The organism is Bradyrhizobium zhengyangense (assembly GCF_022012555.1).
Classification (GTDB): Bacteria; Pseudomonadota; Alphaproteobacteria; order Rhizobiales; family Xanthobacteraceae; genus Bradyrhizobium; species Bradyrhizobium zhengyangense.
The window spans coordinates 35,737-62,201 of record NZ_JAKLTZ010000003.1 but is presented as its reverse complement, the minus strand read 5'-3'; the positions used below and the strand labels follow the sequence as shown (position 1 = coordinate 62,201).

General features: G+C 63.5%; 26 protein-coding genes. 6 read left to right on the top strand and 20 right to left on the bottom strand.

All coding sequences use genetic code 11. From position 1 onward, the window contains the following. The first annotated feature begins 38 nt into the window (after positions 1 to 38). A complete protein-coding gene (gene argE, locus L6639_RS10695) occupies positions 39 to 1,232 on the top strand; it encodes an acetylornithine deacetylase (RefSeq protein ID WP_237861384.1) in 1,194 nt (397 codons plus the stop codon). A gap of 158 nt (positions 1,233 to 1,390) precedes the next feature. Here argE and L6639_RS10690 read toward each other — a convergent pair whose 3' ends face one another. The 4 genes from L6639_RS10690 to L6639_RS10675 form a co-directional block, all read right to left on the bottom strand. After that, the gene (locus tag L6639_RS10690; protein WP_237861383.1) at positions 1,391 to 2,017 is read right to left on the bottom strand and encodes a LysE family translocator; all 627 of its coding nucleotides are present in this window, start codon (positions 2,015 to 2,017) and stop codon (positions 1,391 to 1,393) included. A gap of 21 nt (positions 2,018 to 2,038) precedes the next feature. Continuing rightward, the gene (locus L6639_RS10685; protein ID WP_237861382.1) at positions 2,039 to 2,380 is read right to left on the bottom strand and encodes an NIPSNAP family protein; all 342 of its coding nucleotides are present in this window, start codon (positions 2,378 to 2,380) and stop codon (positions 2,039 to 2,041) included. A 217-nt stretch (positions 2,381 to 2,597) separates the two neighbouring features. Next, the gene (locus L6639_RS10680; RefSeq protein WP_237861381.1) at positions 2,598 to 3,656 is read right to left on the bottom strand and encodes a phosphotransferase family protein; all 1,059 of its coding nucleotides are present in this window, start codon (positions 3,654 to 3,656) and stop codon (positions 2,598 to 2,600) included. 131 nt (positions 3,657 to 3,787) lie between these two features. Next, a complete protein-coding gene (locus L6639_RS10675; protein ID WP_237861379.1) occupies positions 3,788 to 5,023 on the bottom strand; it encodes an acyl-CoA dehydrogenase family protein in 1,236 nt (411 codons plus the stop codon). Between the two features lie 216 nt (positions 5,024 to 5,239). Between L6639_RS10675 and L6639_RS10670 the strand changes: the two genes are divergently transcribed. Further along, entirely contained in the window at positions 5,240 to 5,902 is a 663-nt protein-coding gene (locus L6639_RS10670) for a TetR/AcrR family transcriptional regulator (protein ID WP_237861378.1), read from the top strand. 66 nt (positions 5,903 to 5,968) lie between these two features. Here the strand turns inward: L6639_RS10670 and L6639_RS10665 are convergent, their stop codons facing one another. The 3 genes from L6639_RS10665 to L6639_RS10655 all read right to left on the bottom strand — a co-directional run bounded on the left by L6639_RS10665 (position 5,969) and on the right by L6639_RS10655 (position 7,137). Then, positions 5,969 to 6,361, bottom strand: a complete 393-nt coding sequence (locus L6639_RS10665) for a RidA family protein (RefSeq protein WP_237861377.1) — start codon at positions 6,359 to 6,361, stop codon at positions 5,969 to 5,971. A gap of 93 nt (positions 6,362 to 6,454) precedes the next feature. After that, positions 6,455 to 6,670, bottom strand: coding sequence for a hypothetical protein (locus L6639_RS10660; protein ID WP_045008240.1), 216 nt, complete (start codon positions 6,668 to 6,670; stop codon positions 6,455 to 6,457). A 137-nt stretch (positions 6,671 to 6,807) separates the two neighbouring features. Beyond that, positions 6,808 to 7,137, bottom strand: a complete 330-nt coding sequence (locus tag L6639_RS10655) for an autotransporter domain-containing protein (protein WP_237861376.1) — start codon at positions 7,135 to 7,137, stop codon at positions 6,808 to 6,810. Between L6639_RS10655 and L6639_RS10650 the strand changes: the two genes are divergently transcribed. Beyond that, the gene (locus tag L6639_RS10650; RefSeq protein WP_338076537.1) at positions 7,104 to 7,304 is read left to right on the top strand and encodes a helix-turn-helix domain-containing protein; all 201 of its coding nucleotides are present in this window, start codon (positions 7,104 to 7,106) and stop codon (positions 7,302 to 7,304) included. The genes L6639_RS10655 and L6639_RS10650 overlap by 34 nt on opposite strands. A 42-nt stretch (positions 7,305 to 7,346) precedes the next feature. Here L6639_RS10650 and L6639_RS10645 read toward each other — a convergent pair whose 3' ends face one another. The 5 genes from L6639_RS10645 to L6639_RS10625 all read right to left on the bottom strand — a co-directional run bounded on the left by L6639_RS10645 (position 7,347) and on the right by L6639_RS10625 (position 13,381). Then, on the bottom strand, positions 7,347 to 8,573 hold the full coding sequence (locus L6639_RS10645) for a CaiB/BaiF CoA transferase family protein (protein ID WP_237861374.1): 1,227 nt from the start codon (positions 8,571 to 8,573) through the stop codon (positions 7,347 to 7,349). Between the two features lie 169 nt (positions 8,574 to 8,742). After that, positions 8,743 to 9,948, bottom strand: coding sequence for an MFS transporter (locus L6639_RS10640; protein WP_237861373.1), 1,206 nt, complete (start codon positions 9,946 to 9,948; stop codon positions 8,743 to 8,745). A 144-nt stretch (positions 9,949 to 10,092) separates the two neighbouring features. Continuing rightward, positions 10,093 to 10,920, bottom strand: a complete 828-nt coding sequence (locus L6639_RS10635) for a 3-oxoadipate:acetyl-CoA acetyltransferase (protein WP_237861372.1) — start codon at positions 10,918 to 10,920, stop codon at positions 10,093 to 10,095. Between the two features lie 117 nt (positions 10,921 to 11,037). After that, positions 11,038 to 12,426, bottom strand: coding sequence for an MFS transporter (locus L6639_RS10630; RefSeq protein WP_237861371.1), 1,389 nt, complete (start codon positions 12,424 to 12,426; stop codon positions 11,038 to 11,040). Between the two features lie 226 nt (positions 12,427 to 12,652). After that, positions 12,653 to 13,381, bottom strand: a complete 729-nt coding sequence (locus L6639_RS10625) for an NUDIX hydrolase (RefSeq protein WP_237861370.1) — start codon at positions 13,379 to 13,381, stop codon at positions 12,653 to 12,655. Positions 13,382 to 13,483: 102 nt separating this feature from the next. On the opposite strand from L6639_RS10625, the gene L6639_RS10620 reads away from it, so the two are divergent. Together L6639_RS10620 and L6639_RS10615 are read left to right on the top strand one after the other, a co-directional pair. Next, complete coding sequence (locus L6639_RS10620) at positions 13,484 to 14,527, top strand: SPFH domain-containing protein (RefSeq protein WP_237861369.1); 1,044 nt, start codon at positions 13,484 to 13,486, stop codon at positions 14,525 to 14,527. Further along, positions 14,511 to 15,446, top strand: coding sequence for a diacylglycerol kinase catalytic domain-containing protein (locus L6639_RS10615; RefSeq protein WP_237861368.1), 936 nt, complete (start codon positions 14,511 to 14,513; stop codon positions 15,444 to 15,446). The genes L6639_RS10620 and L6639_RS10615 overlap by 17 nt, the downstream gene beginning before the upstream one ends. 5 nt (positions 15,447 to 15,451) lie before the next feature. On the opposite strand, the gene L6639_RS10610 is transcribed toward L6639_RS10615, so the two are convergent. The 8 genes from L6639_RS10610 to xylB form a co-directional block, all read right to left on the bottom strand. After that, positions 15,452 to 15,655, bottom strand: coding sequence for a hypothetical protein (locus L6639_RS10610; RefSeq protein ID WP_237861367.1), 204 nt, complete (start codon positions 15,653 to 15,655; stop codon positions 15,452 to 15,454). A gap of 29 nt (positions 15,656 to 15,684) precedes the next feature. Continuing rightward, positions 15,685 to 17,022, bottom strand: a complete 1,338-nt coding sequence (locus tag L6639_RS10605) for a PQQ-dependent sugar dehydrogenase (protein WP_237861366.1) — start codon at positions 17,020 to 17,022, stop codon at positions 15,685 to 15,687. Further along, positions 17,019 to 17,471: a DUF2231 domain-containing protein gene (locus L6639_RS10600; protein ID WP_237861364.1), complete on the bottom strand. Its 453-nt coding sequence runs from the start codon at positions 17,469 to 17,471 to the stop codon at positions 17,019 to 17,021. The genes L6639_RS10605 and L6639_RS10600 overlap by 4 nt, the downstream gene beginning before the upstream one ends. Positions 17,472 to 17,528: 57 nt before the next feature. After that, positions 17,529 to 18,488, bottom strand: coding sequence for a GDP-L-fucose synthase (gene fcl / locus L6639_RS10595; RefSeq protein ID WP_271605980.1), 960 nt, complete (start codon positions 18,486 to 18,488; stop codon positions 17,529 to 17,531). Between the two features lie 171 nt (positions 18,489 to 18,659). After that, positions 18,660 to 19,607, bottom strand: coding sequence for an ABC transporter substrate-binding protein (locus L6639_RS10590; RefSeq protein ID WP_237861363.1), 948 nt, complete (start codon positions 19,605 to 19,607; stop codon positions 18,660 to 18,662). A gap of 94 nt (positions 19,608 to 19,701) precedes the next feature. Then, the gene (locus L6639_RS10585; RefSeq protein WP_237861362.1) at positions 19,702 to 20,742 is read right to left on the bottom strand and encodes an ABC transporter permease subunit; all 1,041 of its coding nucleotides are present in this window, start codon (positions 20,740 to 20,742) and stop codon (positions 19,702 to 19,704) included. After that, on the bottom strand, positions 20,735 to 22,258 hold the full coding sequence (locus L6639_RS10580) for a sugar ABC transporter ATP-binding protein (RefSeq protein ID WP_237861361.1): 1,524 nt from the start codon (positions 22,256 to 22,258) through the stop codon (positions 20,735 to 20,737). Before L6639_RS10580 ends, L6639_RS10585 begins: the two co-directional genes overlap by 8 nt. 124 nt (positions 22,259 to 22,382) lie before the next feature. Continuing rightward, on the bottom strand, positions 22,383 to 23,828 hold the full coding sequence (gene xylB / locus L6639_RS10575; protein WP_237861360.1) for a xylulokinase: 1,446 nt from the start codon (positions 23,826 to 23,828) through the stop codon (positions 22,383 to 22,385). 252 nt (positions 23,829 to 24,080) lie between these two features. Here xylB and L6639_RS10570 point away from each other — a divergent pair, with 252 nt between their 5' ends. Beyond that, positions 24,081 to 26,456, top strand: coding sequence for a glucose/quinate/shikimate family membrane-bound PQQ-dependent dehydrogenase (locus L6639_RS10570; protein ID WP_237861359.1), 2,376 nt, complete (start codon positions 24,081 to 24,083; stop codon positions 26,454 to 26,456). Positions 26,457 to 26,465: the final 9 nt, after the last annotated feature.

Here is a 26,465-nt window from a genome sequence, read left to right as displayed (position 1 = left end):
GCAACTTGAGCCTCCGCAATCTCCGACAAGAAGTGACAATGCCCAATCCGATCTTCCCGAGTTCACGTCCTGATCGCATCCGCAACATGCTTGCCGAGCTTGTTGCCTTCGACACGATCAGCGATCGCACCAATTTGCCTCTGATCGCGCATATCGAGAACTATCTCGCCTTCCTCGGCGTCAAGGGTGAACGCATCACCGACGAAACAGGGCAAAAGGCTTCGCTCTGGGTGACGATCGGACCGGAGGATAAACCTGGTCTCGTGCTGTCAGGCCATACCGACGTCGTGCCCGTCGTGGGCCAGGACTGGAGCCACGATCCATTCAAGCTGGTCGAACGCGACGGCAAGCTCTATGGCCGCGGCACCACCGACATGAAAGGGTTTGTTGCGGTGTGCCTCGCCATGGTGCCGGAGATGTTGGAAGCGAAGCTGACCACGCCGATCCATCTTGCCATCTCCTATGACGAGGAGATCGGTTGCGTCGGCGTGCGGCCGATGCTTGCCGAGGTCGCCAAGAAAAAGATCAGGCCGCTTGGCGCCTTCATCGGCGAGCCGACGGAGATGAAGGTCACCATCGGCCACAAGGGCAAGCACGGCGTGCGTGCGACGTTCCACGGCCTTGCCCGCCACTCCTCGATCGCGCCCGACGGCGTCAACGCCATCGAATATGCCGCCGAGCTGATCACCGAGATCCGCCGCCGCGCCGTGAAGCTCGCGACTGAGGCCGAACGCAACAGTCTCTACGATGTGCCGCACTCGACGCTGCTGACCAGCATCGTGCATGGCGGCGCCGCGCTGAACATCGTGCCTGATACCTGCACGGTCGATTTCGAATGCCGCGGCATCGGCATCACCGAGTCCAAGGAGGTGACCGATGCGATCGTCGCCTGGGCCAAGGCCGAGCTCGAGCCCGCGATGAAGGCGAGACATTCCGAGTGCGGCATCGATTTCGAGGAGATCCTCGACTACCCCGCGCTCGACACCAAGGCCGACGCAGCCATTGTCACGCTCGCCAAAAGCCTCGCCGGCCGCAACGACCACGCCAAGGTCGCCTTCGGCACCGAGGCGAGCCTGTTCACCAGCATGACCGATATCCCTTCGGTGGTGATCGGTCCCGGTTCAATTGCGCAGGCGCATACGCCGGATGAGTTCATCGCGATGGCGGAACTGGAGAAGTGCGCAGGCTTCGTGGAGAAGCTGATCGCGCATTGCGCGAAGACGGCATCGTAGGTGTCGTAGGGTGGGCAAAGCGGCTCGTCCGCCGTAGCTCGAAGAGCGAAGGCGGAAGCGTGCCCACGATCTGTATCCTTCACGAACGACTGGTGGGCACGGCGCTACGCGCCTTTGCCCACTCTACGATAGCTAGCGGAGGAGCCAGTGCTGCCCCCTCATGGTTCCTGCAAGGCCAGACGCACGCCGACGGCGCAGTAGATGGTCCCGACCACCTTGCCCTGCCACTTCACCACAGAGGGATGGCGGCGCAGGAGACTGCCAAGGCGACCGGCGCCGACCGCAAACACCACCGTGCTGACGAGACCGAGCAACACGAAGACAATGCCGAGGGTCGCAAGTTGAAGTCCGATTGAGCCGTGCTCCGGCCGCACGAATTGCGGCAGGAAGGCGAGGAAGAACAGCGCGGTCTTGGGATTGAGCACTTCGGTCAGCACAGCCTGCCGGAAGGCGCGGCCCGCGCTGATGGCGGGCGCACCGCCGTTCAGCTCGATCGGCGCCTTGTCGAGCATGGCGCGAATGCCGAGATAGATCAGGAACGCCGCGCCCGCATATTTGACGATACTGAAGAGCAGCGCGGAGGCGGCAATGATCGCCGAGAGGCCCACGATGGCCATGCTGGTGTGGATCAAGTCGCCGGCCGCAATCCCGGCGCCGGTCGCGATGCCCACCCTCGTTCCCGAGCTGGCTGCCCGCGCCATGGTCAGTAGCGTCGCCGGACCTGGAATGAACACAAAACCGAAGACGATCAGGACGTAGGTGACGAGCGTTGCGTGGTCGATCATGGTCGCGGCTCCGAAGGCGGATCAGTTCAGGAGGCTGAACGACGGCGAATAGTCCACCGGCACGAGCAGGCGGTCCTCGATCTGACCTACCATGAGTCCGTGCTCCGCGTGAGTGATCCGCTTGATCTCGCTCCACTCGGCGTCCGCCATGAAGGCTGACCACGCCGATGTCTTGGCCGCCTCGTCCGGCCATTCCAGCAGATAGGCGAACTCGGTGCGGTCGCCTGACTTCGTCTCCCACATCGCCACGATCCGGAAGCCGTACTTGGTTCGCATGATGCGCGCGGCATGGTCGCGGAACCTGGCGTGGAATGCGGCCTTGTTTGTCTCGAAGATTTCGTAGATGCGCAATTGCTGGATCATGACCGTCTCCTTGGGGAGGAGATATGGTCACGCTTGGTGGCTGGACAAGGACAGGCTGGCCTCCCCGTCATTGCGAGGAGCTCTTGCTGCGACGAAGCAATCCAGACTGCCGCTGAGACAGTCTGGATTGCTTCGCTTCGCTCGCAATGACGGTGTGTGGGGGAGCAGCATCGCACAAAACAAAAAGGCGCGGCCATCGACCGCGCCTTCACCATTCCTAAACCGCGCCGGCCTTCTGCGCGTATTCCCATGACGCTTTCGACAGCGGCACGGTGCGCTTGGCGGATTCCAGCGCCTTGGCGTTGGCGGCGGTACCGTCGCGGACGCGGCCGGCGATGCCTTGCGTGATGCCGGCGAGGCGGAAGAGGTTGTAAGCGAAGTACCAGTTCAGATCCGGCACCGTCATTTTGGTGAGGTTGCAATAGATCTGCGCGGCTTCCTCCACGCTCGGGATGTTGAGCGCCTTGAGGTCGGCGCCCTCGAGGCCCGGCATGATCCATTGCATCAACAGATAGGTGAAGTCGGCCATGGGATCGCCGAGCGTCGACAGCTCCCAATCGAGTACTGCCTGCACGCGCGGTTCCGTCGCGTGGAAAATCATGTTGTCGAGGCGGTAGTCGCCATGGACGATCGAGACGCGCGCCTGCTCCGGCACGGTCTTGGGCAGCCATTCGGCGACCTTCTCGAATTCCGGAATGTGCTGGGTCTCGGACGCGCGATACTGCTTGGTCCAGCGGTCGATCTGGCGTGCAAAGTAGTTGCCGGGCTTGCCGAAATCACCGAGACCGATTGCAACTGGGTCGTACATGTGGAGCTTCGCCAGCGTCTCGATCTTGCTGGTGAAGATCTTTCGACGCGCATCGTTGTCCTGGCTCGGCAGCGTCGGATCCCAGAACACGCGGCCCTCTTCCATCGACATGATGTAGAAGGCGGCGCCGATGACGCTGTCGTCCTGGCACAGCGCATAGGCGTGCGCGACCGGAAAGTCCTGCTTTCCAAGGGCAGCGATGACGCGATACTCGCGATCGACCGCATGCGCCGACGGCAGCAATTTGCCGAACGGCTTCCTGCGCATCACGTAGGAGCGCTTGGGCGTGTTGAGCCGGTAGGTCGGATTGGACTGGCCGCCCTTGAACTGCAGGACGACCAGCGGGCCTTCAAAGCCTTCGACGTGCTCGCGCATCCAGGTCTCGAGCCTGAGCTCGTCGAAGCGATGACGCTCCTCGACCGGCTTGGTGCCCGAGAACTCTTCGTCTTTCCTGACGCCGTCAGTCACGGTGACGCTCCCTCTGCAGTCCGAACATGATCCTAATCGGTAACCGCTGACGCACTTGCGTCAAGCGGTCACCCCAGTTGGATCACGCCGGCTCGTTTCTTCAAGTCGGGAGCGCGTCCCGGCTCTCCCAATTAATGCTTGGGAGAGTTGGCATACTTCCGGATTTCAAGTCTGGCAATGGCGCGATTGTGCACCTCGTCCGGACCGTCGGCGAGCCGCAGCGTGCGGATGCCGGCATAGTCCTTGGCAAGACCAGCCTCATCGGAGACACCCGCGCCACCGAAGGCCTGGATCGCCTCGTCGATGATCTTCAGCGCCATGTTCGGAGCTGCGACCTTGATCATCGCGATCTCGGCCTGCGCGGTCTTGTTGCCGACCTTGTCCATCATGTCCGCAGCCTTTAGGCAGAGAAGACGCGTCATCTCGATATTGGTGCGGGCCTCGCCAATGCGCTGCTCCCACACGGAGTGCTCGACGATCTTCTTGCCGAAGGCGGTGCGCGACATCAGACGCTTCACCATCTTCTCCAGCGCTTCCTCGGCCTTGCCGATGGTACGCATGCAGTGATGAATACGGCCAGGCCCCAGACGGCCCTGCGCGATCTCGAAACCGCGGCCCTCGCCGAGCAGGATGTTCTCCTTGGGAACGCGCACGTTCTCGAGCAGCACCTGGGCGTGGCCATGCGGCGCATCATCGAAGCCGAACACGGGCAGCATCTTCTCGACCTTGATGCCTGGGGTGTCGAGCGGAACCAGGATCTGCGACTGCTGCTGATGTTTTGCGGCGTTGAAATCGGTCTTGCCCATCAGGATCGCGATCTTGCAGCGGGGATCGCCGACGCCCGACGACCACCATTTGCGGCCGTTGATGACGTAGTGATCGCCGTCCTTCTTGATGCTGGTCTCGATGTTGGTGGCGTCGGACGAAGCCACCGCCGGTTCCGTCATCAGGAAAGCCGAGCGGATCTCGCCGTCCATCAGTGGACGCAGCCATTTGCGCTTCTGCTCCTTGGAGCCGTAGCGCATGAACACTTCCATGTTGCCGGTGTCGGGCGCGGAACAGTTGAACACCTCCGAGGCCCAGGAGATGTGGCCCATCTGCTCCGACAGCAGCGCGTATTCGAGATTGGTCAATCCCGCGCCGCGGAATTCATCGTCCTCATGCTCGTTCGGCGGCATGAACATGTTCCAGAGGCCTTCGGCCTTCGCCTTCTTCTTGAGATCTTCGAGAACAGGGATGACCTTCCAGCGGTCGCCGCTCTTGTCCTGCTCATTGTAGATCGGCACCGCCGGACGCACGTGCTTGGCCATGAAGGACTGCACGCGGTCGAGCCATTCCTTCTGCTTGGGCGACAGATCGAAATCCATGGGACGCTCCTCGGTCTCGCTTTGAAAGCCTGTTTTGCGTCGGACTGTCCTCCCGCGATGCGCGGCCCGCAAGCGCCATCAGGCGGATTGCGGGGCGTGGAACCGGCGGCACCATGGTGCGGCACAATTCCATCATGCGGATTGACTTTCTCCGACCTTCAAACGATAGTTTCATACAAGTGTTTGAATTGCAACTCCCCTCCTTGAGGGCAATCCATGGCCAGCGATCATACGAGGTCTGCCATTCTCGCCGCCGCCGAACGGCTCTATGCCGATCGCGGTTTTGGCGACGTCACGCTGCGCGACATCGTCGCCGAGGCCAACGTCAACCTGGCGGCGGTGAACTATCATTTCGGCTCGAAGGACGAACTGATTGCGGAGTTATTTGTCACCCGCTCGATCGCGACCAATCGCGAGCGCTTGCGTGAACTGAAGGCGGCCGAGGAAGCCGGCGGCGGCCGCGCGCCGATCGAGGTGATCCTGCGCGCGTTGGTCGGACCGACCTTGCGCGGCTGTCTGGGGCCGGAGAACCAGCGCTCCACCTCGGCGCGTTTCATGATCCGCGCCTCGATCGAATCCGTGCCGCCGATCCGACGCATCAAGAACCGCGAGATCGACCATTTGCGCAAATTCGCGGGCGCGATGCGCCGCTCCCTGCCCGACCGCAGCGATGTCGATATCTATTGGGGCCTCAACTTTGCGCTCGCGATGGCGCACCACACCATCCGCGAAAGCGAGCGCCTGACGAAATTGTCGGAAGGAAAATGCGACCTCGACGACGTTGAGGACGTGGTGCAGCGTGTCGTCAGCGTCGCGACGATGGCGCTGACGGCAGGCAAGGCCGAAGCCAAGGGCCTATCAAAGGTCGCCGCACGTTAGATTCTTGTTCGACGCGTCTTCTTCACGCGAACCGACAGTCCACTTCGCTCGAAAACGCTTTGATCCTTACATCATCGCGATGCAGTCGATCTCGACGTCGAAGGGGCCGAACCATTCCGGCGTCACGACGAAGATTCGCGCCGGCGGATCTTCAGGGAAATAGCGTGCATAGATCGTGTTGAACGCGGCGAAGTGCTTGGTCGAGGTGCAGTAGATGTTGCACTTCATGACGTTGTCGAGCGAGGCGCCGGCCGCCTGAAGGCACAGCTTCATCTGCTCCATGACGATCTCGCTTTGCCGCTCGATCGGCATCTCCGCCAGATCGCCCGTCTCCGGGTTGAATGGTGGCAGGCCGGCTACGAAGATCATGTTGCCGGCGCGCGTGACCGGTGAGGTCGGCGCCTTCCAGCGGTCGAGATAGGACGAGATCGGTTCGACGCGGAGCGCTTCGCGTTTCATGGGCAACCACCTTCGGTTCAAGCGAGACTGCTGCCTGACTACATTATTCTGCGGCCGGCACGCTTCGCTAAAGCTCGAAGTGTGGTTGCGGTACTACGCCCGCTGCGGCATCTCCTCGGCCTCTTCCTTGGCGAGCAGCAGCAGCATCTCGATGCCCATGTCGCCTTCCTGCGGCGAGCGGATGAACTTGATCTCCTCGGCACTTTGCCGCAGTGCGGCAATGATCGCGACAGCCTGGTTGGCCGTCGCCGCTTCAGTCGCCAGAATTGCCTTCTGGTTCTTCGCCTGGAACCCGATCGTGTAGGACATGCACTTGTCTCCCCGAACTCAGTGATGAGATCGAATCTGAGTCGGGGCCGAAGCGAAAGCCTGTGCGAGTACGGACCGGGTTTATCTGGGGATTGCGCGCAAGCCTCACGTAAGGCCGCGCCATCGTCATGCTTCCGTCACCAGTTGATGCGCAGCGATCCGATGCCGGCATAGCTCTGACCTGCCCGCGAGAATTCACCGGTGCCCCTTCCAGACAGCTCTGACCAGCGGTTGAGCGCCAGGCGCGAGCCAAGTTCGACCCGTCCGGAATCGGAGGCCGCGCGCGCGCCTTCGACGGTGAATGACGGCACCGGCATGTTGACCAGCGTCGCCGTGACGTTACGGGTCGGATTGAACTCATGCACCCAGGCGGCATTGGCAAAGGGCGACCAGACCATGCCATTGCCAAGATCGACGCGGCCGTCGAACTCGCATTGGCCGTCGGCGCAACGCGCGAGGCGGCGCACGTGGGCAGGTTCCAGGGCGCGCGCGCCGCATCGCCTTCGAGTGCGCCTACGGCGATTTGTCCTACTTCAACCGCAGCTTCCGCCAACGCTACGGTGCGACGCCGTCCGACATCCGCGCCGGACGGCGATGCGACGACGCCACGCCGCAATCATCGACGGAGGCGTGACGGCTCCTTACTATCGAAGGTCGCGCCAGCCGCCGCAGAAGATTACAAAATCCCCTGTGCCTTCAGCGCCTCGACCTTGGCCTCGTCGTAGCCGATGGTCGCCAGCACGTCCTTGGTGTCGGCGCCGAGCAGCGGCGGAGCGCGGTAGTCCGTGATCGGAGTCCCCGAGAGGGTGAGCGCATTGCGGATCAGCGACAGATCGGGCTGGAAGGGATGGTCCACCTTCACCCGCATGCCGCGCGACTGTACGTGGGGATCGGAAAAAACCTGCTCGAAATTATTGATCGGACCTGACGGCACGCCGGCTTCCTCGAGCTTGTCCAGCCAATAGGCTACCGGCTTCTTCAGGAACAGGCCGGCGAAGATCGCCATGATCTCCTTGCCGTGCACGACACGGTCGTTGTTCTTGACGAAGCGCGGATCGCTGGCAAGCCCGGGCTCGCCGAGCACGGCGCAGGTGCGCTGGAACTGGCCGTCATTGCCGACCACCAGCATCAGCTCGCCATCGGTGCAGCGGAACACGCCGGCCGGCATGCCGCCATTGCCCCAGGTGCCGCGGCGCGGCGGCGTCTTGCCGTTGACGAGGTAGATCTGCAGCCAGTGGCTGAGCGAGGCGATCACGGTGTCGAACAGGCAGACGTCGAGATGCTGCCCGACGCCGCCATTGGCGTCGCGATGGTAGAGCGCCGAGAGAATCCCGATCGAGGCGTTCATGCCGGTCATATAATCGACGATGGAGGGACCGACCTTCATCGGGCCCTCGCCCGGCTCGCCGTCGATATGACCGGTGACGCTCATCAGGCCGCCCATTGCCTGCAGAATGGCGTCGTAACCGGCACGCGGCGCGTAAGGGCCGGTCTGGCCGAACCCGGTCACCGAGCAATAGATGATCTTGGGATTGATCGCCTTGATGGTTTCGTAGTCGAGGCCGTAGCGCTTGAGATCGCCGACCTTGTAGTTTTCCATGAAGACGTCGACGTCCTTGGCGAGCTCGCGGATGATCGCCTGCCCCTCGGGCTTGGCGATGTTCACGGTGACTGATTTCTTGTTGCGGTTGGCGCAGAGATAGAACGAATTGTTGTTGTTGGCCTTGCCTTCAGGGTCGGCGAGGTAAGGCGGGCCGAAGGCACGCGCGTCGTCGCCGGTGCCGGGCCGCTCGATCTTGATCACCTCGGCGCCGAGATCGCCCAGCATCTGGGCCGACAAGGGCCCGGCGAGCACGCGCGTGAGATCAAGGATCTTGATGCCTGAGAGCGGCAGGGCCGACATGTCGATTTCCTCCGGGGAACTGGATCTTGGCGCGGCGGCCCGAGGCCGCGCGCTCCCTGCCGATACACCATTTTGGCGTCCTGAGCACTGCACTGGCGGCATACGGCCATCCCTGCCCCGGCGGCGGACGCAGTCCCGCAGCGACGAATTCCACGCCGCGAATAACGCCTCAGGTCGCGGCTGCCGCAGCCAATCGCGGCCGACGCCGTCCGAGCAGGACCAGGATCAGCACCGTCGCACAAGAAATCGCCAGCGTGAGGCCGAGTGCGCCGCGGCTGCCGAACTGGGTGAGCAGGCCGGCGAGCAGCGGCGGCGAGATGGCGGAGGCCAGATTGAGCGGCAATGCGATCATCGACATCGCCTTGGCGAACTCGGCCTGGTCGTAGAAGACGAGCGGGATCGTCGCGCGCGCCACCGCCATTGCACCACTGCCGGCACCATAGAGCAGGATGAAGGTCGCGACCGCCCAGGTCGCGCCCTCGCTCAGCATCAGCACTACCATGGCGATGGGCAGCGCCGTGCCGGCAACGAGCCCGGTGGTGATGCCGTCCCATCGGCCGCCGCCGAGGAAGTCGAGGCCGCGGGCGCTGACCTGGATCACGCCCAGCATCGAGCCGAATGCAAGGGCCTGCGCGGGCGCGAGGCCCTCCGCTCGCAACAGCTCGATCAGGATCGCGCTGATGCCGAAATTCACGAAGGCGTTCATCGTGATCACGCAGACGACGAGTCCGAAGGTGCTCCTTGGAATCGCAGGCGGCGGCGCTGCCTTGAAGGCCTCGCCACGATTGTCGGTCACGATCTTGCAGCGCGGCGCAACAAACGCATAGAGCGGAAGGTTGATGGCGAGCAACATGGCCGCATAAACGAGACAGGTCCCGCGCCAGCCGAACCAATCGCTGAAGAACGACGTGGTCGGCCAAAAGATGCTGCTGGAGAGACCCGTCACTAGCATCAGCCCGCCAATGGCATTCTTGGCGCCCCGCCCCGCGACCTCGTTCAGCATGATGTAGGCGCCGGTCGACAGCGTGGCGCTGCCACCCATGCCGAGAAATATCCAGCCGGCGAAATAGAGGATCGGCTCGCGCGCGAAGAACAGAACGACGTAGCCCGGCGCAGAGACAACAGTGCCCACCATCATCACCTTGCGCGCGCCGTGCCGCGCAAAGGCCTTGGCGAGCCAGGGCGCGCACAGGCCCATGGTGACATAGAGGACCGAACTGCCCGCGAACACCGCCGGCAAGCTCATACCTAGATCGGCCCCGAGATCGCGACCGACCACGGCCGGAAGGCCGATCGTACCCCATCCAATGAGTTGGGTGATTGCAAGCACCAGCAGAACCCCGATGAGCCTGCTGTCAGATTTCAAGAACCGCATTCCAGTCGTTGCCCGCCCGGCAGGCGCTGATCGCGCCTGTGAGCCCCTCTTACCCGCAGACTCAGCACACGGGAACGCCGGCCGCCGAATGGCAGAAGGCAGCCAGGAGCATGTCAGGCCAATGTCAGGCGCGGACGGCCGTCCCTAGCGCACAATCCCGAGCAAGGTTCGCGCCTCCGTTGCGGTTGCGGCTCGGCGTCCGTGGCGCGCCAAAGCCTCGCAGGCGATGCTCACCAGCTCCGCATTGCTGGCGGCAAGGCGCGTCTTGTCGACCCTGATATTGTCTTCGAGCCCGGTGCGAACGGCATCGGCGCCGCGCGTCAGGGCCCAGTCCATGACCTCGGCCTGATGACGTCCGATCCCGGCCGCGGTCCAGGTCGCCTTCGGGATCAGGCGCCGCAGTTCTGCCAGCAGAATGTCGAGCACATGCTCGTCAGCCGGCATCGCGTTCTTGACGCCCATGACGAATTGCACATGCGGGCGCGCATCCATCAGCCCCGCCTCGATCAGGCGCCGCGCGCCGTGCAGATGCGACAGATCGAAGATCTCGATTTCCGGACGAACGCCATTGGCCTTCATGCCGGTGGCGAGAGTTTCGACCAGGGCGGCGCTGTTCTCGTAGACGATCGTCGGAAAGTTCACCGACCCCGTGGAAAGCGAGGCCATGTCCGGCTTCAGATAGAGCGACGACCCACGTGCCGAGGGATCGCGGCCGCGCCCGCCGGTCGAGAACTGCACAATCATCCCGGGGCAATGCTTTCGGATGCCTTCCTGCACCAGCGCGAAGCGCTCCGGATCGGAGGACGGCGTCTCGTCGTCGTTGCGGACATGGATATGGGCGAGCGTGGCACCGGCCTCGAAGGCCTGGTGCGTCGATTCGATCTGCTCGGCCGGCAAGATCGGCACTGCGGGATTATCCTTTTTGCGCGGAACGGAGCCAGTGATTGCAACGGCAACAACAGCGGGATTCATACAGCACCCTCGTCATGATCGCGCTCATGCGCGAAAATCTTCGATCGACAGTCCGCTTATATCGTGAAGCTGCGCCGCTGCGAACATTATCAATCGCAGCGGCGCGGCCTCCCGCCGTCAGATCCGAGCTGCGGCTGCGCCGTGCGCGGCGCCTGCACGCTGCCGATCATAGTCGGCCCGCGCGATCGGGACGGCCGTGGGGTTACCGAGATCGTCGATGTGAATACGATAGGTTTCCCGAGCCGTGACGGCTGCAAGCGCCGCGATGACCGTGATGCCGAAGGCGATCGCTCCTACCGTCAAGGGAATGTTGGCCGAACCGGGAGGCGCCACGGTCGCGAACAGCGCCGGAAGCAGCGCGGTGATGGTGGTGCCGATGTTCTGCGAGATCGCCATCGCCGAGACGCGGGTGCGCGTCGGGAACAGCTCCGGATAGAAGCTCGGAAAGATCGCGTTGTAGCCCTGATAGACCACCCCCCACATCAGCAGCGACAGCAGGATCGCGAGCGGCACGCTCTTGATGCTGATGGCATAGAGATAGCCGAAGGCGAGCAAGCCGGAGAGTAGCGCGCCCACGACGATGGGAGGCTTGCGGCCGACCTTGTCGGAGAGATTGCCGACGAAGGGAATGACGAAGATGGCCAGCATGTTTCCGAGGACCGGGATCCACAGATAGACGTCCTTGGCAAAACCGATGCCATAGGCCGGCTGCACCGCGTAGGCCGCGCCAAAGATGGTCGCGACCACAGGGATGACGTTCATTAGCGCCATGCAGATGACCCTGAGCATGTCGGGCCAGCTCAGCTTGATGGCCTGGATGATGGGCGAGCGCGGCGTTTCTCCTCTTTGGTCCTCGCGGGCAAAGGCAGGAGTTTCGTCGACCTCGCGGCGGATGATGTAGCCTGCGACGATGACGAAAAAGCTGAGCAGGAAGGGAATCCGCCAGCCCCAGCTGTTGAAGGCGTCGGTCGGCATATAGGCCGCCAGCGGCAGGAATACGGCGGCTGCGAGAATCTGTCCGGCCTGCACGCCCTGAAGCGCGAAGCTCGCATAGAAGCCACGGCGTCCGAACGGCGCGTGCTCCAAGATCATCGAGCTCGCACCGGAGATTTCACCGGCAACGGCAAAGCCCTGGATCAGGCGAAGGATGACCAGCAGGATCGGCGCGAGGATACCGACTTGCTGATAGGTCGGCAGAAGGCCCACCGCCATGGTCGACAGACCCATCATGAACATGCAGACGATAAGAACGGTCTTGCGGCCATGGGTGTCGCCCCAATGTCCGAGCACGAAGGCGCCGATCGGCCGGGCTATATAGCCGACGCCGTAAGTGGCCAGCGATGCGACGATGGCGACGGTCGGATTTTCCGACGGGAAGAATATCTGCGGGAAGATCAGCGACGCGGCGGTCGCGTAGATGAAGAAGTCATAATATTCGAGAGCCGACCCGATCCAGCCGCTCGCAGCGGCCTTCCTTGACTGGCTCACGTGATGGATTCCGGTCATCCTGGGAGTCCTCCAAATTTGTTTTTGCGGGCGGCCCGTGGGCGGGCTTCTTGGAGAAAATGGGCAGCATTCTCCGCGCGCCGTGCGGACTTTCCGCAAGCGTTCGTCACTGCCGATAGCTGCTTGATGACGCGACAATAGGCTTTCGCTCGCCTAACACAATTACCCAGTTATGCGATAAACCTAACATGATGTTATTCTAGCGTCCGGAGCGCCCGGAGCTGCATCACTCAGGCGGATTGAACGTCCGCACGAAGTACACGGGCTCGCTGTTCTTCTTCAGGCGATAGAGCTGCGCCGGGCGGTTCGGGCCGCGCCGCATCTTTGCGACCGGCTCGATCATGTCGGCCGACAGGATCCTTGTACGGAAGGCGCTCTTCTCCAGCGGTCGGTCGAGCACGCGCTCGTAGACGCGCTGCAAGTCAGGCAGCGTGAATTCCGGAGGCATCAGGTAGGCAGGCAGCGAGGTGTACTCCACCTTGTTGCGCAGGCGCTGGATCGCGCTGGCGAGGATATCGCCGTGATCGAAGGCGAGCTTTTCCTTGAGCCTGCCGTCTCGGATCGGAAACCAACGCGCATCCGATGTCAGCACGCCCGCCTCTTCCGGAATCAGCGCGAAATAAGCGTGGGTTGCCGACCAGCCGCGCGGATCGCGCGACGCGCTTCCCCAGCTTCCAAGCTGCTCCAGATAAGGGCTGGTGACCCCGGTCTTCTCCTTCAGCTTGCGCGCCGCGCAGGCTGCAAGATCGCGGTCCTTCGCGACGTCCACGAAGCCGCCCGGCAGAGCGAGGGTCAGCGGAAACGGCTCGCCCTCGCCGGCCGGGCGCTGCACCAGGAGCACCTGAAGCCTGTCGTCGCGAATCGAGAAGATCACGACGTCGACCGTGGTCAGGGGCCGCGGGAAGTCCAGATGTCCTGATTTTTCAGAGCCTTCGGCCCGATCCTCGCCCGCCATCGACGGCCTCCCCTGTTGGGTCTTGACAGTAGCACAGTTAGTTGTACAGTCCAACTTACTTAGTTGCTCAGACCAACTTATAGCTCACCATTGGAGACAGCCATGTTTGGCATCAGGTTCATCAAGGCCCAGCCCTCCACCTATTTGATGAAGTACCGCGCCGGTGCTGTTGTCGCGGAGGGCACCGGCCTTTCCGCGTTCTACTACGCTCCGGTGACCACGCTGGTCGCCGTGCCCGTCGGCAGCCGCGACGCTTCCTTCATCTTTCAGCAAATCGCGCGCGACTTTCAGACCCTGACCGTGCAGGGCCACGTCACCTATCGCGTCAGCGAGCCGAAGAAGGCGGCCTCGATGCTCAACTTCACCCTGAAGCCCGACGGCAAGACCTATGAGAGCGACGATCCCGAGAAGCTGCCTGAGCGCATTCTCGGCACGGTCGAGGTACTCGCGCAGCAGGCGATCAAGGAATTGACGCTGAAGGAGGCGCTGCAGGCCTCCGACCGCATCGCCGACATCATCGCGAGCGGCTTGCGGGGCCGCGCCGACATTGAAGCGCTTGGCCTCGAAATCCTCGGCGTATCGATCCGCGGCATCAAGCCGACGCCGGATACAGCCAAGGCGCTGGAGGCGCAGGCACGCGAGGCAATCCTGAAGAACGCGGACGAAGCGATCTTCGCGCGGCGCAATTTCGCCGTCGAGCAGGAGCGCGCCATTCGCGAGAGCGAGCTCGACACCGAGATCGCGGTCGAGCAGAAGAAGCGCTCCATCCGCGAGACCCAGATGGACGCCGAGGCGAGCGTTGCCGCCAAGCGCAACGAGCTGCGCGAGGCCGGCATGGCCGCGGATATCGTGCTGGAAGGCAAGCGTAAGGATTTCGTCGGCCTCAACGCCGAGAACACCCGCACGCTGGCCGATGCCGAGGCCTATCGCGTCGGCGCGCTGATGAAGATCTTCGAGGGCGTCGACACCCGCGTGATCCAGGCGCTCGCCGCCTCCGGCATGCAGCCGGGCCAGTTGATCGCGCAGGCCTTCACCGGCATCGCCGAGAAGGCGGAGAAGATCGGTCAGCTCAACGTCTCGCCGGACCTGCTCAGCCAGCTGATCGAGAAGCCGAAGCCGGAGGCTGCCAATGCCCGCCGCCAATGACCGCAAGATCGTGCTGGTGACGCGCAAGACCAGGCTGGAAGACCTGGTCGCGCGTCACCTGACGGCGGCGCAGGCACGCTTCTATGTCGAGCATCTCGGCGCCGACTTCTCCGACTATGAGCGCGAGCACGAGATCTATCATGCGCAGCGGCACGCGACGGTTCAGGTGCTCGAGAAATGGGGCCGCTATCAGGTGATCGAGCGTGCTTTCCTGCCGAACTTCATGTTCGCCCCTGACGACATCGTCGTCGCGCTTGGCCAGGACGGCGTCGTCGCCAATACGATGAAATATCTCGACGACCATCCGTTGATCGGACTCAACCCGGATCCCGCGCGTTATGACGGCATTCTGTTGCCCTTCGCGCCGCGCGATCTTGCAAAGCTGCTACCTGATGTCGCCGCCGACAAGCGGGACAGCAAGGCCGTGACCATGGCGGAAGCGCGGCTCAGCGACGGCCAGGTGCTTCACGCCGTGAACGACCTCTTCATCGGCGCGCGCACGCATGTTTCTGCGATCTACGAGATCGCGGCCGGCGGGACGACGGAGCGGCAATCCTCGAGCGGGCTGATCGTCTCGACCGGGCTCGGATCGACCGCCTGGTTCAAGAGCATCGTCACCGGCTCGCTTGCGATCGCCGGCAGCTTCGGCCAGCCGCCCGCTCTGACGGGCTACGACGCCGTGCCCTGGGACGCAGCCGAGCTGCGCTTTGCCGTCCGCGAGCCCTTTCCGAGCCGCCACTCGCAGACCAATCTCGTCTGCGGTCGGCTTGCATCCGAAGAGCAATTGCGCATCCGTTCGCTGATGGCCGAGAACGGCGTGATCTTCAGCGACGGCGTCGAAGCCGACCGGCTCGATTTCAACGCGGGCGCCGAAGTCACGATCGGGATCGCCAAGCGGCGCGGCCGGTTAATCGTGTGAAGCGGCTAGATTCCGAGCGCGTTTTCGCCCTGTTGGCGGCCAGGCACGCGGACATGGACTTCGTGGCCCTCACGTAGCGCCAGAGATGCTGCAGCAACCGCCGACTCGAACGCGGCCTCCTTCGTGGCGTATCTGCTCTTGACGTTGCCGTCATGCAGCACGCCCCATTCGTCCTGGACCGGTACGATCGCGTATTGGGCAAGGCCCATCATTCCTCTCCTATCGCTGCGCGGCTTGTCTATCGCTGCGTTACTTGCGGATGGGCCGCCGTCACCCGCCACACCGTGTTGCCGCTATCGTCGGCAACGAGCAGCGCGCCAGTCTTGTCCAAGGCGACGCCGACGGGACGGCCGCGCGCCTGGTTGTCGGTGGTGAGGAAGCCGGTGACGACGTCCTGTGCCGGTCCGCTCGGCTTGCCGTTCGTGAACGGCACATAGACGACCTTGTAGCCGTTCAGAACCTGCCGGTTCCAGCTGCCATGCTCGCCGACGAAGGCGCCACCGCGATAGGCTTCCGGCAAGCTGCTGCCGGTGGAGAAAGCAAGTCCGAGCGGTGCGACATGCGAGCTCAGCGCATAGTCGGGCGCGATCGCCTTTTTCACGAGGTCCGGCCGCTGCGGCTTGACGCGGGGATCGACGTGCTGGCCGTAATAGCTGTAGGGCCAGCCATAGAAGGCGCCGTCCTTCACCGAAGTCATGTAATCAGGCACGAGATCCGGCCCGAGTTCGTCGCGCTCGTTGACCACGGTCCACAGCGCGTGGGTCTGCGGTTCGAAGCTGAGGCCGTTCGGATTACGCAGGCCGCTGGCAAAAATCCGCCAGCGACCGCTGGCGCGATCGACCTCGAGGATATCGGCGCGATTGTGCTCGGCCTCCATGCCGTTCTCGGTGATGTTGCTGTTGGAGCCGACGCCGACATAGAGCTTTGAGCCGTCCGGACTTGCGACCAGGCTCTTGGTCCAGTGATGGTCGATCGGGCCGCCCGGCAGCGGTGCCAGCACCGTGCCCGGTGCGGTGATCTTGGTGTCGCCTTCGGCGTAGGGATATTTCACGATCGCATCGGTATTGGCGACGTAGAGATCGTTGCCGACCAGGGCCACGCCGAACGGCGAATTGAGATGGTCGAGGAAGACGCTCTGCGTATCCGGCACACCGTCACCGTTGGTGTCGCGGAGAAGCGTGATGCGATTGCTGGGTCCGGTATCGCCGCCCGAGGTCGCCCAGGACTCGATATAGCCCATCACGATCTCCTTCGGCCGCTTGATCGCGGCGGCCTTCGGCGCCTTGGATTCCACCACCAGCACGTCGCCGTTGGGCAGCACGTAGATGGAGCGCGGGTGCTGCAGGCCGGTGGCGAATGCCTTGGCCTGCAAACCTTGTGCAACCGTCGGCGCCTCGTCCTCCTTCCAGCCGATGATGCGGGCGATGTGCATCGGCGGCAGCAGATATTGCTGGATGTCAGGGAGTACAGGATTGGCGCCGATTTGCGCCTTGGGATCGCCGCTGCCGTCATTGCAGCCGGCGAGAAGAGCGAGGAACGAAGCGCACAGCAGCGCGCGCATGGGAAAAGACATCATCGCGCAACTCCCACACCGTAGCGATATACCATGGCCCAGCCGAGCCAGCCGGTGACGGGCAGGATCAGCACGGTGAGAACCGAAAGAACCAGCCCCCACGGCCACACCGAGGTCCAGGCATCGCGCGTGTGAATCAGCGCATTGATGGTTGCGAGGATCATCGCCAAGACATTGCCGATCAGGTGCGGCCAGGCCGGCGTCTGCGCACGCACCAAGCGATTGCCGAGGAAATCGGTCAGGCCTGCGATCGCCGCCAGCACACCGAAGACGACGCCGACGACCAGAAGCCAGGCGGAGAAATCCGCCCACATGATCTCGGCGGAGACGAGATAGGCGATGTCGGTCAGCAACGCGCCGATGAAGCACGCGATTGGGATCGGCACCAGCATCGGATGAATGGGATGGCCTGCGATTTGCGCTATGGAGCGCACGCGCACGATGTCTTGCACTGAGGGCCTCGTGTGTTACCCACCCGATCGGCCAACTCGTGCTGCGAGCGATAGTTCCTACTGTTGTGCGTGGACGACCAAGCCAGCCCGATAAGCTTCGTAAGCGCGCTTCAGACCATCCTTGAGCGAGGTCGTCGCGCGCCAGCCGAGCCTTTCCAGACGGCCGACATCGAGCAGCTTCCGCGGCGTGCCATCGGGCCGCGACGTATCGTAGGAGATCTCGCCGCGATAGCCGACGATCTCGGCGACCACGCGGGCAAATTCGGCAATGGCGATGTCCTCTCCGGTGCCGATGTTGACGAGGTCGCTGCCTGAATAGGTCTTCATCAGATGCACGCAGGCATCCGCCATGTCGTCGACATAGAGGAACTCGCGCCGCGGCGTCCCCGTGCCCCAGACGACGACACTCTTGGCGCCAGACTCTTTCGCCTCATGAAAGCGGCGGATCAGGGCGGCTACGACGTGGCTCAATTCAGGGTGATAACTGTCGCCGGGGCCATAAAGATTGGTCGGCATCACGCTGATGAAGTCGCTGCCGTACTGGCTGCGATAGGCCTCCGCCATCTTGATGCCGGCGATCTTGGCGATCGCATAGGGCTCGTTGGTCGGCTCCAGCGGGCCCGTGAGCATCGAGTCCTCGCGCAAGGGCTGCGGCGCCAGCTTCGGATAGATGCAGGACGAGCCCAGGAACATCAGCTTCTCGGCGCCGTTTTGATGCGCGGCCTGGATCACATTCGCGGCGATCGCGATGTTGTCGTAGATGAACTCGGCGCGCAGCGTGTTGTTGGCGACGATGCCGCCGACCTTGGCTGCGGCGAGGAAAATCACCTGCGGCCGCACGCGCGCGAACCAGTCGAACACTTGGGCCTGATTGCAGAGATCGACCTCGCGACGGTCCACGGTGACGAGATTCACGTCCTCCCGCACCAGCCGGCGCACGATCGCGCTACCGACCATGCCGCGATGGCCAGCGACGTAGACGCTTTTGCCCTTCAGCTCAAACGGTCCGCTTGCCATTCACAATATCCCGATAGCACCTGTGGGCGCGCCCATACGGTCGCCCCACTGTCAAAATTCCCTCCTTCTTTGACATATCGATCGCTGAGGTCAACCTCGCAGAAGCGCCCGGGCAGGTTTCCCGGGCGCCACTGTCGAATTGGACCGCAGCCCGCGAAAGCTGCGGAGGCGCTACTGCGAACGGTCCGAGGTCCAGCCCTTGTAATCCTTGATATTGTCGCGGGTCACGAGCTTCGAGGGCAGCAGTTCGACGGTCGAGGCCGGCTTCTGGCCATTGAGGATGCCGACGCCGACCTGCACCGCGCGCCGTGCCATGAAGAACGGGTCCTGCGATGCCGACGCCTGGATCTGCGGCGACCCGGCATCCTTGAGCGAGGCCTCGATGTCGGGCGCGCCGTCGACCGCGGTGATGATGATGCCGCTGCGGTTCTGCTGTTTCGCCGCGAGATCGGTGCCGATCGCCTGCGGGTCGTTGATGGCGAAGATGGCGTCGATCTTGGGGAAGCGGGTCAGATAGCCTTGCGCGACGGTGAGGCCGCCTTCGCGTGAGCCCTTGCCGTCCTGGTCGCTGGACAGCACCTTGATGCCGGCATTCTTGCCGAAGACGTTCTTGCAGCCGGTGACGCGGTCGATCACCGCGGAGACCTGCGGCCCATTCTCGATGATGACGTCGCCCTTACCGCCCAGCTTGTCGACGATGTACTGGCACGAGATCTCGCCGGCCTGGACGTTGTTGGTGGTCACCGTGGCGTCGGCGCCTTCGGCCGCGGTATCGACCGCGACCACGACGATGCCCGCCGCCTGCGCCTTCTTGATCGCCGGCCCGATCGCTTTGGGGTCGCCGGGGTTCAACAGGATCAGGTCGACGCCAGCGGCGATGAAATTGTCGATCTGGGTGACCTGCTTGCCGAGGTCGTATTCGAAGCCGACGGTGGTGATCTTCACATTGGGATTGGTCTTCTTGGCCTCGAACTCGGCGCCCTTTGACAGCGCGACGAAGAACGGATTGCCCATCGAGCCCAGCGAGACGCCGATCGACTTGAGCTCCTTGGCAGAGGCCGGTGCGGTGGCGAGGGCAAGCGCCATCGCGGCGCCGGCGAGCATGGTCATCTTCAACATTGTCTTCCTCCCTGGTCTGTTTTCAAAGACGGTACGGCAGACCAGTTGCCGCAACCGAATTTCACACCGCGCGCTCAGATGCGCGCAGAACCGTTCAAGTTCTGGCGGAGCCTTGCAACCGATAGCGATCCAGCGCCACCGCGCCGATGATCACCAGGCCCTTGATCACATATTGCCAGATGTCGGAGACGCCGACGAGGATCAGCCCGTTCGAGAGCACCGCGATGATCAGTGCGCCGACCAGCGTCCCCCAGATCGATCCGATGCCGCCGACGAAAGACGTGCCGCCGAGGATGACCGCGGTGATGGCGTCGAGCTCGTAGCTTTGTCCGAGCTGCAAGCCGTTGGCGGCATAGAGCCGCGCCGCCTGCATGCCGCCGCCCAATCCGGCCAACAATCCCGAGATGCCATAGACGAAGATCAGGACGGCCCAAACCTTGATGCCGGCAAGCCGCGCCGCGCTCTCATTGCCGCCGACCGCATAGATGTGCACACCCAGGACGGTCCGGCGCAGCACCACCCACGAAACGAAAATGACGAGCAGCGCAATGACCGACAGCCAGGGAATCGAGGCCACGCCGGGGATCAGCGTGAGCGAACCGTTGCCGATGAAGGCATAGGGAATCGACGGATTGAACACCGTGGTGTCGGCGCCGAGCAGCCGCGCCAGTCCGCGCACGGCGGTGAGCGAGCCGAGCGTGACGATGAACGGCGGCAGGCGCAACAGCGCGATCAGCGCGCCATTGACGATGCCGAAGCCAAGACCGGTGAGCACAGCGACCGGCAGCCAGAGCGCGCTCAACTCGGGCAGTTTGGACATCGTCAGGCCGGCCATTGCCGACGCCGCCAGGATCGAGCCGACCGAGAGATCGATGCCGCCGGTGAGGATGACGAAGGTCATGCCCGCGGCGAGCACGGTGTTGACGGCAGCCTGCTGCAGGACGATGCCGAGATTCTGTCCGGTGAAGAAACGGCCCTCCGACAGATAGTGGAAGCCGATGCATAGCAATAGCAGCACCGGCAACATGCCGGCCGCGCGGATCAGGAGCCTGATGCGCTGACGTTTTGTCTCCTGGGCAGCGGCAAGGCCGTTTGCAGTCGCGGCCTTCGCCTGCGTCGATCCGTTGTCAGGCATCGAGATGCTCCGTCCCCGTGGCGAGGGCCATGATGTCTTCCTGAGTCAAAGGCGCTGTCTCGATTCGCCTGACCTCGCCTGCGATATGCCCCGACCGCATCACCAGGACGCGGTCGCAGATACCGATGATTTCTGGCAGATCGGACGAGATGACGAGGATTGCGGTGCCGGCCTTGGCGAGATTGTCGATGATGGAATAGATCTCCGACTTGGCGCCGACGTCGACGCCGCGCGTCGGCTCGTCGAGGATCAGCACTTTCGGTGCAATGGCGAGCAGCCGCGACAACAGGACCTTTTGCTGGTTGCCGCCGGACAGGCCTCCTGCGGGTACGCCGGCATTGGCGGCGCGGATGCTGAGTCCCGCAAACGCCCTGTCGGCGCGCTCGCGCGCCTTGTCGCGATCCAGGAACCAGCCGAGCTTGGCATCGCGTCCGATTACGGCGAGATTGATGTTGTCCAGGCACGACATGTCGAGGAACAGGCCAAGCGCCTTGCGGTCCTCGGTCAGATAGGCAATGCCGGCCTCGAGCGCCTCGCCGGGCGTGCGGATGTCGATCGGCCGACCTTCGAGTTCGAGATGGCCTGACGTCTTCGGTGCGGCGCCAACAATGAGATGCGCAAGTTCGGTGCGGCCGGCGCCAATCAATCCGGCAAGCCCCACCACCTCGCCCGCATGGACGGTGAGCGAACAACCCTTGACGCGCTGCCCATCCGCCATGTCGGTGGCCGTGAGCACGGGATGCCCCTTCCCGGCCTCGGGATCGTGATCCTTCTTGTAAAAGGAGGAGACGTCGCGTCCGACCATCATGCGAACAATAGCGTCGGCGCGGATGTCCTGCTTGTCGAGCGAACCGACCAGCCGGCCATCGCGCAGCACGGTGACGCGGTCGCCGAGCGCATAGACCTCGTCCATGCGGTGCGAGATGTAGATGATGGCAAGCCCTTCGGCGCGAAGTTGCCGGATCAGCGCAAACAGCCGCTCGCTCTCGCCGGCGGACAGCGCCGTGGTCGGCTCATCCATGATCAGGATTTTCGAGCGCGCGTGCAGTGCACGCGCAATCTCGACGAGCTGGCGCTGCCCCATCGAGAGATGCGCCACCAATGTCGACGGCAGGAAATCCGCGCCCAGCCGTTCCAGGATCGGACCAACACCTTCGCGCATGGCACCGCGCGCCAGCAAACCTGAACGCGACATCTCACGGCCGAGATAAATATTCTCCGCAACGCTCAGATTGGGGGCCAAAGATAGTTCCTGATAGATGATCGAGATGCCCGCGGCGCGGCCTCCGAGCGGACCTTCGATCCGCACCGGCTTGCCCTCGATGCGGATCTCGCCGCCGGGATCGGGCCGGTAGGCCCCCGACAGGATTTTCATAAGGGTCGATTTCCCGGCGCCGTTCTCGCCCATCAAGGCATGGACCTCGCCGGCGTAGACGGTCAGATCAACGGCACGCAGCGCCTTGATGCCGAAGAAGGATTTTGACACTCCTCGCATCTCGAGGATTGGATCGTTCATCGTGCCTCCCGGCGCACAATGCATTTCTTGTCCGCGTTTCATTTCAGGCGCGGTTCGCCCATTAAACAAAAGGCCATCGCGCAGGGCAACAGCGAACAGGGAGAAATGCGCAACCAAAGCGATGTTAGTGGCGTGGCCGATATAGCTGGCGCCAGGCGGGAAGCCGCTCGGCATAGGCCTGCACCAGCACGCGATCGGGTTCGAAAGTCTCGACGCGTTGCGGTGGCGTGCAGACGGCTTCGATTGCCTCGCCGGTGACAGCAAGCCGCCCCAATCTCGCCGCACCGAACGCGGCACCAGTCTCGCCTTCGGCAAAGCGATGAATCGGAACGTTCAAAACGTTTGATAGCACCGACAGCCAGAACCTGGATCGCGAACCGCCGCCGATGACATCGGCTTCCGTCACTGCAATGCCGGCATCGCCAAGCGCGTCCCGGCAATCGGCCAGCGCGAAGGCAACACCCTCCAGCACGGCCTGCACGATCGCCGTGCGGTCGGTACCGTGGCTCAACCCATCGAGCATGCCACGCACGACGGGATCATCGTGCGGCGTCCGCTCGCCCGCAAGATATGGCAGGAAGCGCACCGGCGACGGCGCCTGCGGGTGCGCCCCCAGCGGGGCCAGCAGATCCGCTTCCGGGACGCCGAACAGGCGCGCGGCCCAGGCAAGGCACGACGCCGCCGAGAGGATGGCGCCGGCCTGAATCCACATGCGTGGGATTGCGTGGCAGAAGGTATGGACCACGCGGTCCGGATTGGCGGCAATATGGTCGGTCGGCGCCAGCAATGCGCCCGAGGTTCCCAGCGAGATGAACGCGGTCCCCGGACTGATCGCGCCGATGCCGACGGCGCCGGCCGGATTGTCGCCAGCGCCGCCTGCGATCATCGGCCGGCGAACCATGCCCCAACGCTGCGCAAGCTCGCTGCGCAACGTGGCCGCCAACGCGCACCCCTCAACCAGACGCGGCATGTGCGCGCGTGACAAGCCGGTCGCGGCCAATGCCGCATCCGACCAGTCCCGGCGCGCCGCGTCGAGCCATAGCGATCCCGATGCGTCGGAGACGTCCTCGACTGCCTCGCCCGATAGAACGAGGCGCAGATAGGCTTTCGGCAACAAGACGCGCCTCGTCGCCGCAAAGATCCCGGGCTCGTGCTTTGCGATCCAGAGCAGCTTTGGCGCTGCGAAGCCAGGCATCGCCTTGTTGCCCGTTATCGCGCGCAAGGCGGGCCAGCGCTGCTCCAGAATGCGACACTCCGCGGCAGAGCGTCCGTCGTTCCAGAGGATGCAGGGCCGCAATGGCGTGTCGTTGGCATCGAGCAGCGTCGGGCCATGCATCTGGCCTGACAGCCCGATGCCTTCGACCCTCGCCAGCTCTTGTCCATGCGAGGCCTTCAGGGCGTCCAGCGTGACAAAAGTCGCCTCGATCCACTGCGCCGGATCCTGCTCGAAATAGCCTGGCTGCGGCGAGGCGATCGTCAGCGCCCGGCTCTCGCTCGCGATCACGCGCTGCGCGCCGTCGACGAGAACGGTCTTGACTGCGGAGGTGCCGAGATCGATGCCCAGATACATGACTAATGTGGTTCCCGGGGTGGTGCGAGTCCTGAGGACGCGATGCGCAACAATGATCGTATTCAACGAGCGCGCAATTCCGAACAAAGACTTATCACATCGGATCGCAAGTTTTTGCCTGCAGATGTTGCATCGACGCAGCAGTTGGAGGTTGCCAGCCCTGGTTGACTGGACCACAGTGACTGCAACTCAGCGCCGTCTGCTGCGTTTGCACCGGACAGTGCTCGATCTTCTTGCCGCGCCGGAGCAGCCATGCAGCGATCCACGGCCGTCTTTGTCACAGGTCTCGTCTATGCTCTGATCGGTCTGGTGATCGCGGGGGGCGGCCTCTGGCTCGCCGCGCTGGGCGGATCCATCTTCTATATTGTCCTCGGTGTCGGCATTCTCGCGACGGCCGCGTTGTTGCTGGCGCGGCGCCGTCAGTCGCTATGGCTGTTTGCGATCGTGCTGGTCGGCACCGTGGCGTGGGCCATCTCGGAAGTGCAGTTCGACTGGTGGCCGCTGGCATCGCGCGGCGACATCGTCTTCCCAATGGCGCTCTGGCTGCTCATGCCCGTGATCGTTCGCGGGCTGCTGCGAGACCAGCCGGTGTCGTATCGAAGCGCGACGCTGCCACTCTGGGTCGCCGTTGCTGCGTCGTCCGTCGTCCTTATCATCGCACTTGTGTCCAGCTATCACGACGTCAACGGCAAGATCGCCGAGCAAGCATCGGCCGTGCCGCAAAGCGAAGCCGACCCTCAACCGGATAGCGATTGGCGGGCCTATGGACGCACACAATTCGGACAGCGCTACTCACCGCTGAAGCAGATCACGCCCGACAATGTCGGCAAGCTGCAGGTCGCCTGGACCTTCCGCACCGGCGACGTGCCGACGCCAGAGGATTCCGGCGAAACGACCTTCGAGGTTACGCCGATCAAGGTGCGCGACACGCTTTATCTTTGCTCGCAGCACCAGGTGCTGTTTGCGCTCGACGCCAGCACCGGCAAGGAACGTTGGCGATACGATCCCAAGCTGGTGTTCAACAAGACGTTCCAGCACATGACCTGCCGCGGGGTCTCTTACCACGAAACCACGGCAGGCGCCGTCGACAGCGGCGGTGCTCCAGCCCCCGCCGAATGCCCTCGCCGGATTTTCCTGCCGGTCAACGACGGCCGCATGATCGCGCTCGATGCCGACAGCGGCAAGCTGTGCGACAGTTTTGGCGACCATGGCAGCCTCGACCTCCAGCAAGGCATGGGGATCAAGACGGCGGGCTTCTTCGAGCCGACATCGCCGCCGGTCGTCAGCGACAAGATTTTGGTCGTCGCCGCCGCTGTGATTGACAATTATGCGGTCGACGTGCCGTCGGGCGTCATCCGCGGCTTCGACGTCTACACTGGCAAACTGGTTTGGGCCTGGGACTCCGGTGCAGCCGATGAAAATGAGCTGCCGTCGCCGACGCGTCACTACACCAACGGCTCGCCGAATTCGTGGATCACCGCCTCGTTCGATCCGAAATTGAACCTCGTCTACATCCCCACCGGCAATAACGGGCCCGACATCTGGGGAGGCAATCGCAATGCGCTGGTCGAGCGCTACTCCAGCTCGATCGTTGCACTCGACGTCAACACCGGCAAACGCGTCTGGTCATACCAGACGGTGCATCACGATCTCTGGGACATGGACGTTCCCTCGCAGCCGAGCCTGGTCGATGTCACCACGGCCAGGGGCGTTGTTCCCGCCATCGTTCAGCCGACCAAGGTGGGCAACATCTTCGTGCTCGATCGACGGACCGGCGAGTTGATCGTGCCGGCACCGGAGCGCCCCGTGCCGCAAGGCCCCGCGCCCGGCGACCGTACTGCGCCGACGCAGCCGTTCTCCGAGCTGACATTCCGCCCCGAGGCGAAGCTGACCGGAGCGGACATGTGGGGCGGCACGATTTTCGACCAGCTTCTGTGCCGGATCATGTTCAACCGGCTGCGTTACGAGGGCACGTTCACGCCGCCATCGTTGCAGGGCACGCTCGTCTTTCCCGGCAATCTCGGCATGTTCGAATGGGGCGGCATCGCGATCGATCCGGTGAGACAGATCGCCATTGCCAATCCGATGTCGTTGCCCTTCGTCTCGAAGCTCATTCCGCGCGGCCCCGGCAATCCGCCCGCGCCGACGGCCGATAAGCCTGTCGGCAGCGAGGTCGGCACCCAGCCGATGTATGGCACGCCGTTCGGCGTGGATATCCAGAGCTTCCTCTCGCCCCTCTCCGTGCCGTGCTACCGGCCGCCATGGGGCTCGATGGCCGCAATCGATCTGAAGACGATGAAGATTGTCTGGCAGCATCCCAACGGAACGATCCGGGACACCACGCCGCTGCCGCTGCCTTTCAGGATGGGCGTGCCGATGCTGGGCGGGCCGATCACGACCGCCGGCGGGGTCGCGTTCTACACCGGGACCTACGAGTACACGATAAGGGCCTACGACGTGCGCAATGGCAAGGTGCTCTGGGAAGACCGCCTGCCCGCCGGCGCCCAATCGACACCGATGAGCTACGAGGCGGGCGGCAAGCAATATGTCGTCACCGCAGCCGGCGGTCACGGCTCGTTCGGTACCAAGCGCGGTGATTACGTCATCGCCTACGCGTTGAAGGATTGACCCGCCGGG

Bases quoted from the DNA above. Each gene is read 5' to 3' on its own strand.
- argE (WP_237861384.1), top strand. From the start codon at position 39: ATGCCCAATCCGATCTTCCCGAGTTCACGTCCTGATCGCATCCGCAAC.
- L6639_RS10690 (WP_237861383.1), bottom strand. From the start codon at position 2,017: ATGATCGACCACGCAACGCTCGTCACCTACGTCCTGATCGTCTTCGGT.
- L6639_RS10685 (WP_237861382.1), bottom strand. From the start codon at position 2,380: ATGATCCAGCAATTGCGCATCTACGAAATCTTCGAGACAAACAAGGCC.
- L6639_RS10675 (WP_237861379.1), bottom strand. From the start codon at position 5,023: ATGGATTTCGATCTGTCGCCCAAGCAGAAGGAATGGCTCGACCGCGTG.
- L6639_RS10670 (WP_237861378.1), top strand. From the start codon at position 5,240: ATGGCCAGCGATCATACGAGGTCTGCCATTCTCGCCGCCGCCGAACGG.
- L6639_RS10665 (WP_237861377.1), bottom strand. From the start codon at position 6,361: ATGAAACGCGAAGCGCTCCGCGTCGAACCGATCTCGTCCTATCTCGAC.
- L6639_RS10660 (WP_045008240.1), bottom strand. From the start codon at position 6,670: ATGTCCTACACGATCGGGTTCCAGGCGAAGAACCAGAAGGCAATTCTG.
- L6639_RS10645 (WP_237861374.1), bottom strand. From the start codon at position 8,573: ATGTCGGCCCTGCCGCTCTCAGGCATCAAGATCCTTGATCTCACGCGC.
- L6639_RS10640 (WP_237861373.1), bottom strand. From the start codon at position 9,948: ATGCGGTTCTTGAAATCTGACAGCAGGCTCATCGGGGTTCTGCTGGTG.
- L6639_RS10635 (WP_237861372.1), bottom strand. From the start codon at position 10,920: ATGAATCCCGCTGTTGTTGCCGTTGCAATCACTGGCTCCGTTCCGCGC.
- L6639_RS10630 (WP_237861371.1), bottom strand. From the start codon at position 12,426: ATGACCGGAATCCATCACGTGAGCCAGTCAAGGAAGGCCGCTGCGAGC.
- L6639_RS10625 (WP_237861370.1), bottom strand. From the start codon at position 13,381: ATGGCGGGCGAGGATCGGGCCGAAGGCTCTGAAAAATCAGGACATCTG.
- L6639_RS10620 (WP_237861369.1), top strand. From the start codon at position 13,484: ATGTTTGGCATCAGGTTCATCAAGGCCCAGCCCTCCACCTATTTGATG.
- L6639_RS10615 (WP_237861368.1), top strand. From the start codon at position 14,511: ATGCCCGCCGCCAATGACCGCAAGATCGTGCTGGTGACGCGCAAGACC.
- L6639_RS10610 (WP_237861367.1), bottom strand. From the start codon at position 15,655: ATGGGCCTTGCCCAATACGCGATCGTACCGGTCCAGGACGAATGGGGC.
- L6639_RS10605 (WP_237861366.1), bottom strand. From the start codon at position 17,022: ATGATGTCTTTTCCCATGCGCGCGCTGCTGTGCGCTTCGTTCCTCGCT.
- fcl (WP_271605980.1), bottom strand. From the start codon at position 18,488: ATGGCAAGCGGACCGTTTGAGCTGAAGGGCAAAAGCGTCTACGTCGCT.
- L6639_RS10590 (WP_237861363.1), bottom strand. From the start codon at position 19,607: ATGTTGAAGATGACCATGCTCGCCGGCGCCGCGATGGCGCTTGCCCTC.
- L6639_RS10585 (WP_237861362.1), bottom strand. From the start codon at position 20,742: ATGCCTGACAACGGATCGACGCAGGCGAAGGCCGCGACTGCAAACGGC.
- L6639_RS10580 (WP_237861361.1), bottom strand. From the start codon at position 22,258: ATGAACGATCCAATCCTCGAGATGCGAGGAGTGTCAAAATCCTTCTTC.
- xylB (WP_237861360.1), bottom strand. From the start codon at position 23,828: ATGTATCTGGGCATCGATCTCGGCACCTCCGCAGTCAAGACCGTTCTC.
- L6639_RS10570 (WP_237861359.1), top strand. From the start codon at position 24,081: ATGCAGCGATCCACGGCCGTCTTTGTCACAGGTCTCGTCTATGCTCTG.